Source organism: Agathobaculum sp. NTUH-O15-33 (assembly GCF_033193315.1).
Lineage (GTDB): Bacteria > Bacillota > Clostridia > Oscillospirales > Butyricicoccaceae > Agathobaculum > Agathobaculum faecihominis_A.
The window spans coordinates 3,306,220-3,320,102 of the sequence record NZ_CP136187.1; the positions used below are offsets into that span (position 1 = coordinate 3,306,220).

Consider the following 13,883-nt stretch of genomic DNA (forward strand, 5'->3'; position numbering starts at 1 on the left):
CTTATCCGCTGTGAAGTTGCAATCACATTATCTATAAATATAAAAAATGCTTCTGACGAGGTTAAATCCTCCCATCGGTCGCAAAATGAGTTATAGTCAATGCATTTGCTACCTAGCAAATAAGTTTAATTGTATATAAATAAATTATTTGCTTTCTGCCGTAAGCATTTGCTGGATGGATACACACGGAAACTCCTTCAAGACTCTTGTAAGCTTTTTCTCGCAATTCCTAATTCCAAAGTAATGAATAAAAGAATCACGCATACTTAATTTTAATCTCGGCTGTTCTGGATCTATCTCTCTTGGATGCAAATAAAAAATAACTGGTTCTCCTTCTCTGTTCACTTTGTGTGCGCAGATTTTGATCATCAGAAAAGGTAGTGCCCGAAAATAGAAGCCTCCTGAGAAAGGCATATTTAGGCCCGGTATTCGCACTGTAGAAGGTGGGATTTCCACTAAATCAGACGTTTTGCAATACAGCTTTGAGGGGAAGGGAAATCTGGGTGCTCCATCGATACCGTACAAGAAGTTTTTAAAGGGGAAAATACTACTATCGTATCGAAAGCCTTCCTGTGTCAGAATTTCTAATGCCCATAGGGAATTTTCTGTAATCGACCACGATGGTGCCCTGTATCCCCAAACAGGCTTACCGATGACATTCTCTAATAATGATTTGCTTTTTCTAATATCCTGACGAAACTCCTCAGGGGTTTGTTTATAAACTAACTGATGCCCATACCCATGGCTTGCAATTTCATGTCCTGCTTCAGCAATACGTCTTACTAGCGCAGGATGCTGTTCTGCTACAAATCCCAGTACAAAGAACGTAGCCGTGGTGCCACATTCCGCAAAGTATTTTAAATACACATCTGTATTTGCTTCCACAGTAGACTGAATTGATGCCTCATTTTGAAATAAATTATTCGTATAATTTGCATGAAACCAGTCTTCTGTATCTACTGTAAAAATATTTCTCATAATCGTTTTCCTATATAACATCATAGTCGCCCATTGTAAAAAACCAATTTTGAATATCTAGGACGCCTTTCTCTTTTAATGATTCATCAAACAGGCGAACTATCAATGGAAATGGCTGTGGCTCCAACTTTTTAGGGCAACGTAAGAATCCGCATTTACGCAGTATTGCCGCTTCTTGTGTATGCGCGAGCATAAGACTGCCTGCAACGCTTGCACCTTTCGTCTGCAGCAATCTAAGCATAAAAGATAACAATATCTTCGCCTGTGCTTCACACCCCCCAGCAAACATGAAATCCGCCAGCATACCGCATTGCATTCCTGCAACATTCATGATGCGTCCGACTGCAAATGCTACGGGAACGCCTCCTCGAAGCACTAAGTAAGGATAATAGATTCGATGCGGCATATTTAAGTAGCGAAATTTAACGTACAGGCTATCCCGTATATTCATAACGGGATATTTTCCGCAAATTTTATTCCACAGAGAGTCTACAAGCGCCAAATTCTTTTCTGTCACACATACAATCTTTATATTACCTTTTTCTTTTATTTTGTTGACCTTCCAAAAAATATTTAACGGTTTTGCCAAGGAACTCAACCACTTATGACCTAGGAACTCTTTTAACATGGTTGCTGGATTCAGGGGCCGAAGATAGAGTGGTGTTTGGCCGATCTCGCTAAACACCAGTTTATTAATAAACCCTGAATATGAATTGGGATTAGGCGTTCCATAACAAAAACCATGCCCCAACGTTATTTCTCTCGCATAGGTTCGTTCTGCCAAACCTGTAAAGATACCTTGACCACGGTAGTCTGTCCTAGTCAGCGTATTCAGTGAATGCGCACATAATTGCAACTTGTTTTGTACCCAAAAACGCATTGGCCAAACAACATATTGACCAGCAAGCCGTTGTTTATGGTCATCCCACGCTAAATCAATCACTGCATCTCCTGCAGGATTTTCAAAATACTGATGTTCAATGAAGTCCCTTTTGGCAATATCATTATCAGCACCATAGTTCTCTCGCGTCATTTTGAGCATTTCCAACAAATGCTCATTGCTATATGTGATCGGTTTCCACATATTTTTTCACCCCCGTGTCGCAATAAAAACTCCGAATACAATAACCGCTATCCCCAGCCATTTGACACCAGAAATATGCTCATGAAAAAATAGCATCGATGCAAACAAGACAATAGGAAATGCCAAAGCTTGTATGGGATATGCATGACTCATCGGTGTCCGGCTTAAAATAAACAGCCATAGACCCGTGGTTGCCGCATAAAGGCAAAGCGCAATAAATACAATAGGCGTAAAAAACAGCTTAACAATTTCAAACAAACTATTTACAGCTTTGCCCGCAGATCCTATTTTAAATAGCATCTGTCCGGTTGCCATCAAACATGTGTTAAGTAAACACAGCAATGTCATCTTCATTTTTCTTCATCCCCACTCAAACTTTCCAACTCTCGCACTCTTTTTTCTAGAAGCGCAATCGTCTGAATTATCCGTTTAATTTTCTCATTCATTTTTGAAACAATTGAGGTCAGCGACATAAGGATGATGATAATGCAGAAAAAGATGATGGCAAACAAGGCGTTTGTTGGCTCATAGATTCCGACAAGACCGGCAAACCAGTTTATAAATTGTGGAAAAATACCCAAAAGTAACATTAAAATACCTGAAAGTATCCAAAGCAAAGTATATTTTAGATTTAAGCTTTTCTTTTTTAGAAGGTGGAGAAGCAATGCAAAGTAAATCATGATTGCAATTAACATTGCCACACGTAGCGTATTCGTAATCATGTTATCCCCGTTCTTTCTTTATGGTTAAACGCTCAAGTATTAGTGCAATGGATACTTTTAACATATAATACGCTGATTTAAAGGAATGAATAGAACTTTGTCCGCCCTGCCGTTCATGCATAATCACGGGTACTTCCGCGATTCGAGCACCTTTTAGACCTGAAGCCAGTATTGCTTCAGGCTCAGGATAATCCTGAGCATAATTTTCTGCAAATTCTTTTATCATTTTACGGTTCACAGCTCGCATTCCGCTTGTAACATCCTGTACTTTAATACCACAAAGCAACTGAATTAATCCACTTAAAAAGTAAATACCCAGCCGTCTTAATGCTGAAGACTGAAATCCCTCTTTCTTTATAAAGCGTGAGCCGATTACAATATCAGCTTGTCCGCTTATAATAGGAGAAATTAGCTCCTTTATGTATCGCGCGTCATGCTGTCCATCACCATCAAATTGAATAGCAATATCATAATCATGCTCCAAGGCGTATTGATAGCCGGTTTGGACGCCACCACCAATACCAAGATTTACGGGCAAATCCAAAAAAGAAATCCAATTCTCAAACAGGATTTTTCGAGTATCATCGGTTGAACTGTCGTTAATTACAATAAGATGCGTTTGGGGAGCATGTTTCTGCAGATTAAATACTGTGCGCAAAATGTTCTCCGACTCGTTATAAGCGGGAATAATTACGAGGATTTTCATTGTGCATTCACCTCCAGATTAATGACATTTGCACACCATTTATTACCACTCGGATCGCTAATTGAAATTGAAATATCTCCCTTCAGACCATCAAGAGAAAATATTTCATCAAGCATGAAGTACTCCATATTAGGAATTGCTTTTTTATAGAAAACGGTGGCACCTGCATTATGCGTAATCTTGATTTGGAAACCAGCATCAGGTATCTCCCAACGTACGTAACTCGGAATACATATAATCCCCTTCACTTGAACATTTTTTGTATTTTCCGGTAGCTGAATAATTTGTGATTCTCGAAGTTCGGTGCAAGTATTTACTTTTCCTGTCATACTATATCCAATGAGAAGCGGTGTATCACGGCCAATAAAATAGCCACTTACCTCTTCCAACGATACAATTTCAGCGCCCACCATATTAGCATTGTCGCAGAGATTATCAAAGTTATTTACTGTTGTCATATCATAAATCCCAGCGCCGTTAGCTTCATTCTTCGCGATTTTACCAAGATAATAATCCGCATAATCAATCCCCTTTTCCTGTTTAACGCTTGCTAAACTTGCCGTTACATACGAACCATTAATAATTGGCGCATCCGGATCCATCGCTTTCATCATACTATGTTGGAAATTTGTGGATAAAAAGAAATCGACGCGATTCCGTTGTTCTTCTGTGCCGATCAATCCACGATCCTTTAACAAATATTTAGCATTATCGGCATATGTAGATTTTAATGATTCCCAAGAAACTACATCTCTCCATCCCCAGTCATAGAGGTTTAAGGCACCTGCTAGCGTGTTAAACGCACATTGAATGGTCAACGTAGCAAGAAGAGTAATAGCGATAATGCGTTTCGCGTTTCCTCCATCTACAATCCATGGAAAGACTGCGCCTATCAGCACAATGGCAGCCAGCATTTCACAAAGAATTGCATACCGCGGATATCCAGTGCTTTTTTGCCATAATATTGTAAAACCAACAAAGCAAGCCGTTACCGCTAGCAAGTTGGTAGCGCGCTTCTTTAGCAAACAACGAACGGCCACCACACCAGTTGCGATCCAACCTAACAACAGATAGATTTGTGAATATTTAGAGATTTCTGAAACGCGTTCAGTTGGATGCATGATAAGATGTACTGGCCAAAGAAGGAACTCCTTCCAACTGCTTGGTCCCCAACGCGTATCTTTAAAATTTTTATCCGGATAAAAAGGAGATTTAAAAACTGCATTAAATGTCCAATAGACCGGATTTCCTGTACTCGTATAGGCATATAGCAGATATGGGGTCGCAGGTATTATGCCTACCAGAAAGCATAGCAAAAATGTTCTAAATTTAATAGATTGACGACTTTGATAAATAAATACTAGCAGCAACGGTGCAATAAAGATAATATTAGTAATTTTCATTGCAAACAAGATACCGCAAACCATTGCAACAAATAGCAATTGGGCAAAAGAACGTTTTCCCTTTCGCTGAATTAAAGTAATATTTAACAGCCATAAAAGCAGTGGAATTCCAAATAAGTCAACCATATAGGTTCCCAAATCTGCAATGCTATAGAATAGCATAACCGATAGAAAAGCCAAAGTATCTTCGCTCAGCACAAACATAATAAAATCATAAAGCGGCCGCTTAATAGATTTTTTACGGAGCTTCTCTCGTAGCTTTTGCTGCGACTCCTTAAGCAGGTGACCAGTCAGACCTACTACTTGATAATAAATCAGTAAAAGTAAAAATGCGTTTCCCAAAGTACCCAGTCGATATCCTAAGAGAATACGAGGATAATAAAATATACGATCACTCAACGGGAAGAAAAATGTGAAACCTGCCGGAAATACGTTACAATTAACATTATCTACAAAGTAAGGTGTCTGCCAAAACACTCTTCCTTGTGACACATCATGACTTAAATCTGGAATAATGCTTCGTATTAGAGCAATGACTAAGATTATCGCAACATACAAATAAAATGAGCGATTAGTCTTCATACGTGAAAATGCAAACTGTGTTCGATACCACCATGCCATCACTACAGTTAAGGCTAGTGCAATGCCGATGGCAGCAGGTAAAAAATTATTTGCATTCAGGTAGTAAAGGGGTAATGCAAACACATCCGTTATAGAAAGAAAAGCAATATAAAAAATGTAACCGTACAGTATAGCAGGTATTTTTAGCAAATTTCCCCCTTGCACCTCACAATCGATCACTTTATTCATGTTTTCTCCTCTCGCGTCTCCCTAGATTATGAAATAATATACCCTTGAATTTTGCACTGCTTTCCTGCCTCAATATCCCAAGATTTATCACCAAATATAAGACATTGTGCCGGATCAAGGTCAAAATCCCGGATGGCGTCCTCGATCATGCCGGGCTCGGGCTTGCGACAATGGCAAGGGCCGGTGATATCCGGGTGGTGCGGGCAGAAATAAAATGCATCAATATGCGCTCCATATTCTGCGAGACGTTCATTCATATACCGATGAAGGGCACGCATATCGTTCTCGGTGTAGTAGCCGCGGGCGATACCGGCCTGATTGGTGACGACGATCACCTTGTAGCCCCAATCGTTCCACTTCCTGATGAATTGTGGCATCCCTTCAATAAATTGCAGATCCTCAGGGCGGTGCAGATAATGAATATCCACATTAATCGTGCCATCCCGGTCAAAAAAGGCTGCGCGGTTCACAGGTGCCCGTTCTTTCATACTCTGCTGTGCCGCGGCATAATCTTCAGGCACACCGATATCGATAAAATAGCCGGGCTGCTCGACCGCATATACCTTTCCAGCCTGAGCCGCAGGTTCTAAAACTGCGGTTTCAAAGGAGAACGCATCCTCTTGAACATGATCCAGCGCTGTTTTTTCCAACAAATATATGCCGCCATTGATGAGTCCCTCCCGGCAGGAGGTTTTTTCCTGAAAGGCGGCGACACGATCGCCTTCCAGTTCGAGCACACCGTAGCGGTCGAAGTCAAACATCCGCTTCGCCGCCAGAATGATCGCACCGGGTTGTGTTGCCAAGGCACGTTCCATAGCGGACAAATCGACGTCGAAATAGGTATCCCCGTTTGCCACCAACACCTGCTGCTCCCGGCACAGCCTTAACGCCTGCTTGATCGCCCCTCCGGTGAACAGCGGCGTTTCCTCTGACGAATAAATAACTTGCATACCCCTATAAGCCTCGCCGAAAAAATTGCGTATGACCTCCTGCTTATAGCCCACCGCAAGAACTACACGTTCTATCCCCTTAGCCTGCAGATCGTCCAGTATGAAGCGGAGGAACGGGCGACCACAGACCGGTGCCATAGGCTTTGGCACATCAGATACGATATGGGCGAGGCGCGTGCCAAACCCGCCTGCTAAAACGATTGCTTCCCTCATCACGTATCCACTCCAAACAGCTCGTTTTCTACGCAGGCGCACAGGCAATGGTAAATCGGCAGGTGATACTCCTGTATCTGATAGGTGATGTCCGAGGGCGCGCAGATACAGATATCACTGAGCGATTTGACTTTACCTCCGCTCTGACCTGTCAGGGCAATGGTCGTTACGCCTTGGATCCGGGCGATTCGCGCAGCATTAAGAATGTTGGCGGAGTTGCCAGAGGTAGAGATCCCCAGCAGGATATCGCCTTCCCTGCCATAACTCAAGACCTGCTGTGCAAATGCCATTTCCGCGGAATTATCGTTTGTATAGGCGGTCATCAACGCAGTCTCACTGACAAGGGAAATGGCCGGCACCGCTCGCTGCAGGTGCGCGATCATGGCTTCCGCATGCTCAGGATAGGCACTTCTCAGCTTTTTCTGCATATCCGCATCCAACGGTCGATCCAACATGAAGGTCTTCATAAGTTCGCCAACGATATGCTCACTATCCGACGCGCTGCCGCCGTTGCCGCACACCAGCAGCTTGCCGCCAGAGGAAAAGCAGGCCAGTAAGGATTCAATAGCTGCTTCGATCTCCGCTTTACACGCGCACAAGACCGGGTATCTTTCCAGTAAATTGCAGTATATTATTCTTGTCGTATTTCGCATCAGCGTTTTCCCCTCTCAGTACAGCGTCCACGCCTGCGTTCCCAGCTCCGTAAAGCTAGTGACCATCACCCGTCCGTCTGTTTTCTTCAGCTCGTCCACCAGCTCATAACGACGAATGGGATCACAGATGATCATCATAAATCCGCCGCCGCCCGCGCCGCTGATCTTGGCGGCCTTGCCGCCGTGCGCCATCACAAAAGAATATGCCTCTTCGATCTTCGGATTGCTGATAATGGCGGAGGTCTTTTTCTTGGCCTCCCATCCACGATGCAGGCATTCCGCAAAGCCATCAAAATCGCCTTTCAAAACACATTCCTTCATCCGCGCAGCTTGCGCTTTCAGTTCGTGCATCCCTTCCAGAGATTTTTCGTTTTTCTGACAACTCACCTGTTCCTCAATGATCTTTGCGCTGTCCCGCGAGGTGCCCGTATAATACAGAACCAGAGAGTTTTCCAGCTCGTTTTTGATCCAGCGCTTGATGCGCAACGGATTGACGATCACCCGATTATCTGCAAAAAATTCCATATAGTTTAGTCCGCCGAAGGTTGCGGCATACTGATCCTGCTTGCCGCCGGACAGCCCCAGATCCTTTCGCTCGATCTGGTAGGCCAGCGCCGCTATATCGTACTCACCCAGCGGTAAGTTCAGCCACTCCATGTAGCCTTTCAAAATGGCCACGACCATAGTCGAGGACGATCCCAAACCGCTACCCGCTGGTGCATCAGAATAAGTAGTCATACGAAAAGATAAAGGATTACCACTACAAAAATCTCGCACTACACGGTTGTACGCCCCCCGATGCAACGAAAGCTGTCCTTCAATATCCAGCGCTTCCACGGCAGGCAGCCGAACCCGTTCGCCGCGGTCAGCGGCATAAAACTCCACAAAGCCGTCATCTGTTGGTTCGATCGTGCAATAGGCATACATATCTATTGTGACGTTCAGCACCACGCCACCATATTGTTCGCAGTACGGGGAAACGTCGGTGCCGCCCCCGGCAAGGCCCAGCCGCAAAGGGGCTTTGGAACGAATAATCACGTTTTGTCTCCTTACTCCATATCAAAATCAGGCCCTACGATTTGCCTTGCGTTTTCTGGAGAAAATTTTTCCCGAATATAACGGTAGGACGCCGCACTTCGGGCAGTCAATTCTTCCCCGTTCTGATACAGTGAGGCGGCCTTCTGTGCAAATTCCTCCGCACTGTCCGCAACGGTGAGGATCGAGTCCGCGCCCGAAATACCTTCCGCACCCACCGATGTCGTTACGACCGGCATACCGTAGCGCATCGCTTCCACCACCTTACCCTTGATTCCCGCGCCGTAACGCAGCGGCACCAGATCCAAACGGCATGCGCTGTAATACCGCTCCAACTCCTCATCTGTGACAAATCCCATAATGCGCAAATGCTCACTTTCCAGAGTTTTTACTTCGTCGGGCGGGTTGGAACCCAGAATATAAACGGTCAGCTCTGGCAGCCGCTTGAGCAGATGGGGCATAACCTCTGTTGCCAGCCACTTCACCGCGTCCACGTTGGGACGATGCCCAAAACCACCGATAAACATTGCATCCCGCCGCATTTCTGCGTGATAAGGCTGCGCTTCCACACCGGAAAACAGATAGGCTGGAATCGCCTTTACATTGACATCCGGTGCAAGCTGCTGTATTTCTTCTTTCTCAATATAAGAGGGATAATAGGCGACATCCGCCTTGCGCATCAGCGCAAGCTCCTTCTGCTTCCACTTCTCAGAGGACGCAAGAAGTCCTGCGTCTCCGGTCAGCTCATACTCTCGCCGCTCCCGCAGAAAGTGCAGATCATGGCCGTAGTAAATGATTCTGGCGTTTGTATGCTTTCGAATCTCCTCAATATAATTTGCGGCAATATGCGGCCGGTTCAAAAAGGCATAGCCAATGTTCGCACCGTTCTCCTTCAGCCAATCCTTCCAGTGCTTTGCATAATAGGGGCCAATTAAAACCTCGACGCCAAGCTGCTGCAAGGTCTGTGTATAAGGCTGATGCGGGTAAAAATTATCCCCAATGAATTTCACATTGTAGCCCATATTCACAAATAGCTTGATATATTGAAACACCGTGCGGCTGCCCGCGTCTTTATCATACATAGGCACATAATGATCGACCATTAGCAGCGTCTTTTTATTTCTGCTCCGATCCCGGGCGAGAAAGACATTTTGTCCGTTAGGGAAATTCTCCTCTTCCAGAACATTCTTCCACTTCTCGTAAAACCTTTTCTGGTTTGTCACCTGATAGGCTTTTTGCCCGTTGGCGGTATCCGTGCCGTTCGACACTCCCTCAAAGTGAACTACCACGGAAAGAGGCTGATAGAGCACCTGATAGCCGCGGCGACGCACTTCAAAGGCTAGATCGCTGTCCTCGCAGTAGGCAGGCGCGAAACGGTCGTCAAAACCGCCAATTTTTTTCCCACAGCGCACGCCGAATCATGATGGAGGCGCCCGAAATATAATCCGCCTCTTTCACATAGTTATATTCCGGAAGCGCTGGGTCCGAACGATTGCCGTAGTTCCACGCACTGCCGTCACGCCATAGAATCCCGCCGGCCTCCTGCAACCGCCCGTCCGGATACACCAGTTTAGAGCCTATCAGGCCAATTGAGTCATCTGCATTCATCAAATCTAATAATGGCTGAAGCCAGTTTTCCTGTACTTGCGTGTCATTGTTGAGGAACAAAATATACTGGCCTTTCGCCTGCTTCGCCGCATGGTTGCAGTTTAAAAGGAAGCGTAAATTTTTCTGACTCCGAATGACGCGCAGCCCGCTGATAATTTCCTTTATTTTTACTGTCAAATCCATCGAGCAATCATCCGCAATGATAATTTCATAGGACGCCTCGCCGCTGTTTCCCAGAATCGACTTGATACAGGCATAGGTGAAATCAAACTGGTTGTATACCGGAATCACAATGGATACCGCTGGGTTTTCCCACTGCGGAACTGTCAGCCGTTCATAATCCTTTACACTTTTTACTGCCTGCACATTGACCGGCTCCAGCGCGATCTGCGTCTCTGGCAAGGAAGCGGGAGTCAAGCAGTCATTCAGCCTACGTGATGTGCCATCGACGCCCTCCCGCTGCACGGTGCTGAAAAACTTTCGTATCCGCTTGGGCGTACATTTAGAAAGAAAACGAAGCGGATGCTTGACAAACTTCACCAGCACTTTCCCCGCCAAACGACGTCGGCTCCCTTGCGGAATCAAAAAGTCGCGCAGCCTCCAGAAGTACTCCATAAACCGCCATGAACGCGAACTTTTTATCCGATTCAGCTCCCTGTCCGATTTTAGAAGCAGCTGAATGTGTCCTTCCTTATTCAGCACCTCTTGTTTCAGCTCCCGCTCGCTCTGCATCAGCTGTTCAACCCACCCGGTTTTATTCCTTAGTTCATCCTCCAGCTTTGCAATTATAATGTCCTGTCGTTTCGTTTCCGCTTTCAAGTCCCGCTCAGACTGTAAAAGCAGCTCAATATGTCCTTCCCGTCGTTTCAGCTCACCCTGTAAGCGTTCCTTCTCCCGCGTCAAGCGTTCGTTATTTTGTTTTAAAAAAATGTTTTTTGCGTCAGCCGTCAGTCTCTCCTGATACATCAGTCCGTCAAACCACTGACAGTTAACCGGATCCATCAAATTTTTCAAAAACAGCTGTTCTCGCTGCTCGAAAACATCCATGTCCTCTGGTTGAATTTTGCACGAGCGATAAAAGGGCATGGTCATTTCCTGTTTTATCGCGCGACATGCATAATGAATAGATCGATAAAGCAAATATTTAAGCGGAACTTTGTTTTCTTTCCACTCTTGATCAAAAAACAGAAGCTCTTTTCCATTCCAGAAGCTGTTGCGGAAGGTCATATCTAAAAAGCCTTTTTCTAAAATGGTATCGCCGTCTTTGACTTCCGCTTGACCGCTTTTAAGTAGTGCTTCTCTAAGTCGTTCTAACATCTCATAAGCCAGTGCGGTGTTATCGGTTTCAACCGCTTTTGCAAACACTGCATCCGCACGCGGCAGCATTATACGGGGAGCAATGCTTACTCCCTGTTCGTTGCATTGCTGTTCAACACATGTAACACCTCGTTCTATCAATATCCTAGTGTTTTTTTCCAACTCACGCAGGTGCGAAACCGACTCTTTGCTTGTGGCCAAACGCTGAACTGTATCATTTTTAATTACTGTGGCTATACGGTATTGTGCAGCATAATCTCGCTTAATCAGGCTTGTCAATATGGAGCAGGGTATACCCCCATCCGTCATTGCTTCCACAAAAAATGAATTGGCAAAAAAACCAAGACAATTATTTTCAATTACCGTGGCGATCAGCTCAGACTCATTGGCCACTAATGCAGCCTCTTCAGAGTAGCTGTATTTCACATCCTGCGCTAAAGCAGCGGCATCCTCGCTATTGTCGCTCAGAACAAGCATAGGAAATTTGTAATCTGGCAACGGGTAGTAATATTTCTGCTTGGCGAATCCAGAAGTGGAAAGAAGCTTCTGCAGCGTTTCTCTGTCAAACGTACGCACTCCGTTTTGCCCTTGATATCGCTCCGTTGCGCCAGCACTTTTCTCATAATTATTTAGCGAATCAAATGGAATGCCCGTATGATCTTCTGCTGCGCCACACCAGTATTTGAGACCACATCGATTTTCAATGGCTAGCAGGAGCTTACCTGTAGGTTTTAGATGCGCGCGGGCTTCCGTTAGCAGTTGAAGCCACGGATCTTGTCCTTCTCCGCTGATTCCAGAGTATTCAAGCACCCCAATCAGCAATATTTTATCAAACAATCTTTCCGGCACTATGTCATGAATCGTACCGTTAACAATTTGCACGTTATCCATTTCGTTGCAGCGCAGTGAAATGATTTCCGCACGGCGCTGTGACGGCTCCACCGCTGTCACATGTCTACAGACAGAGCACAAATAAGGTGTCAGTGCCCCCATTCCTGCACCAATTTCCAATACCTCATCCTGTGAATCAAACGGATACCACCGCAACAAGTTTTCACGTGCAGCAGAAAAATTATGAAAAACAGCGCCTTCCGGAATGTCCTTAATAATTCGGTCAGCATATTGGCGATGTTCCTTTAAATAACCAATTATGCGATCCTCCAAGGAACCATCGGAGTACATGTTTGTATTTTGAGATAATACCATATTGTTGTTCCTCACTGTTTTTCGCAACTTTTGTACAAATAATTCACATTTCTATACTCAATCTTTATTGGGACGACAATCTTTTTTTGGGGGGAATCAACGCTTCTACTCCCCCTTCACCCCATCCAACAGCAAACTCACATCCCGAATATCCGGTGGTGTCCTGTGTGAAAAGCTTGCTTCCAGCTGAACCTTCACCACTGCGTTCGCCGCGGCGGGCAGAACCAAATCCATATGCTCCTGCACTCCCATTTTGACCGGGGGCCGGTCATCCACCCGTGCCGAGATGTGTTCACTGCCGTCCAGTGTAAAGGGGCAATACAGCTTCATTCGTACAAGTCCGCTTCCGCCTGTATGAATCCGAAATTCCGCTTTCTCCCCGCACCAGTTGTCCGGATAGACGGAGCCCCTGTCCATTGTTTTTATGTCGGTACCCACCGCGTTTTCGCCGTCGTCATCCTGATCGCGCCCTTCGTAACGGTTGCAGATTTCCCGTATCGGCCCCAAATCCACCAGCTCTCCGTGCTCGATCCATACCACGCGGTTGCACATCTCTCGAATCTGTGAAAGCGTGTGCGATACAAACAGAACCGTGGTACCACCTTTCATCATTTCCAGCATTCTTTCTTTGCTCTTTTTCTGAAAGTCAGCATCACCCACGGCCAGAATCTCGTCTACAATTAAAATTTCAGGATCCACGACTGCCGCAATCGAAAACGCCAGCCGCATCAACATTCCGGAAGAGTAGTTTCTAATCGGCTGTTCTATAAATTTTCCTAACTCGGAGAATTCTAGAATTTCTTCGTATTTTGATTTTAAAAAAGCTTCAGAGTAGCCTAAAATAGCGCCGTTCAAGAAAATATTCTCATGTCCTGTCAGATCTTGATCGAAGCCGCTACCCAGTTCCAGCATGGGAACGATATTGCCCAGACAGGTTACACTTCCGGATGCTGGGCGCAAGATACCGGAGATAATTTTTAAAAGTGTACTTTTCCCCGCCCCATTGTGTCCAATAATTCCAACGACTTCGCCACGCTTCACGGAAAAGCTTATATTCTTCAGCGCCCAAAACTCTTCATAAGATAGCTTACCACGCAAAGACTGCACCAAATATTCCTTCAGACTGCTTACTCGATCATGCTGCATACGAAAGCAAATCGAAACGTCTTTTACTTCGATAATCGGTTCCATGCCGTGC

12 protein-coding genes are annotated in these 13,883 nt (G+C 45.2%); all 12 read right to left on the reverse strand.

Annotated features, from left to right (window positions below; all coding sequences use genetic code 11):
• Positions 1 to 144 precede the first annotated feature (144 nt).
• Positions 145 to 978: an XrtA system polysaccharide deacetylase gene (locus RWV98_RS16120; RefSeq protein WP_317862044.1), complete on the reverse strand. Its 834-nt coding sequence runs from the start codon at positions 976 to 978 to the stop codon at positions 145 to 147.
• A gap of 10 nt (positions 979 to 988) precedes the next feature.
• Positions 989 to 2,062 carry a GNAT family N-acetyltransferase gene (locus tag RWV98_RS16125; RefSeq protein ID WP_317862046.1) on the reverse strand — a complete coding sequence of 358 codons (1,074 nt, stop codon included), beginning with the start codon at positions 2,060 to 2,062 and terminating at the stop codon, positions 989 to 991.
• Positions 2,063 to 2,068: 6 nt separating this feature from the next.
• Positions 2,069 to 2,416 (reverse strand): EamA family transporter, encoded by a 348-nt coding sequence (locus RWV98_RS16130; RefSeq protein ID WP_317862048.1) that lies wholly within the window; start codon positions 2,414 to 2,416, stop codon positions 2,069 to 2,071.
• Positions 2,413 to 2,784 carry a DUF2304 domain-containing protein gene (locus RWV98_RS16135; RefSeq protein WP_317862050.1) on the reverse strand — a complete coding sequence of 124 codons (372 nt, stop codon included), beginning with the start codon at positions 2,782 to 2,784 and terminating at the stop codon, positions 2,413 to 2,415. Before RWV98_RS16135 ends, RWV98_RS16130 begins: the two co-directional genes overlap by 4 nt.
• A gap of 1 nt (position 2,785) precedes the next feature.
• Positions 2,786 to 3,490 (reverse strand): glycosyltransferase family 2 protein, encoded by a 705-nt coding sequence (locus RWV98_RS16140; protein ID WP_317862052.1) that lies wholly within the window; start codon positions 3,488 to 3,490, stop codon positions 2,786 to 2,788.
• Positions 3,487 to 5,703: a hypothetical protein gene (locus tag RWV98_RS16145; RefSeq protein WP_317862054.1), complete on the reverse strand. Its 2,217-nt coding sequence runs from the start codon at positions 5,701 to 5,703 to the stop codon at positions 3,487 to 3,489. Before RWV98_RS16145 ends, RWV98_RS16140 begins: the two co-directional genes overlap by 4 nt.
• A gap of 26 nt (positions 5,704 to 5,729) precedes the next feature.
• Positions 5,730 to 6,866 carry an HAD-IIIA family hydrolase gene (locus tag RWV98_RS16150; protein WP_317862056.1) on the reverse strand — a complete coding sequence of 379 codons (1,137 nt, stop codon included), beginning with the start codon at positions 6,864 to 6,866 and terminating at the stop codon, positions 5,730 to 5,732.
• Positions 6,866 to 7,519, reverse strand: coding sequence for a D-sedoheptulose-7-phosphate isomerase (locus RWV98_RS16155; RefSeq protein WP_317862058.1), 654 nt, complete (start codon positions 7,517 to 7,519; stop codon positions 6,866 to 6,868). The genes RWV98_RS16150 and RWV98_RS16155 overlap by 1 nt, the downstream gene beginning before the upstream one ends.
• Before the next feature lie 15 nt (positions 7,520 to 7,534).
• Entirely contained in the window at positions 7,535 to 8,557 is a 1,023-nt protein-coding gene (locus tag RWV98_RS16160; protein WP_317862060.1) for a GHMP family kinase ATP-binding protein, read from the reverse strand.
• Between the two features lie 11 nt (positions 8,558 to 8,568).
• Positions 8,569 to 9,966, reverse strand: a complete 1,398-nt coding sequence (locus RWV98_RS16165) for a glycosyltransferase (protein WP_317862062.1) — start codon at positions 9,964 to 9,966, stop codon at positions 8,569 to 8,571.
• Positions 9,935 to 12,685 carry a glycosyltransferase gene (locus tag RWV98_RS16170; RefSeq protein ID WP_317862063.1) on the reverse strand — a complete coding sequence of 917 codons (2,751 nt, stop codon included), beginning with the start codon at positions 12,683 to 12,685 and terminating at the stop codon, positions 9,935 to 9,937. Before RWV98_RS16170 ends, RWV98_RS16165 begins: the two co-directional genes overlap by 32 nt.
• 105 nt (positions 12,686 to 12,790) lie before the next feature.
• Positions 12,791 to 13,876 carry an ABC transporter ATP-binding protein gene (locus RWV98_RS16175; protein WP_317862065.1) on the reverse strand — a complete coding sequence of 362 codons (1,086 nt, stop codon included), beginning with the start codon at positions 13,874 to 13,876 and terminating at the stop codon, positions 12,791 to 12,793.
• Positions 13,877 to 13,883 lie beyond the last annotated feature (7 nt).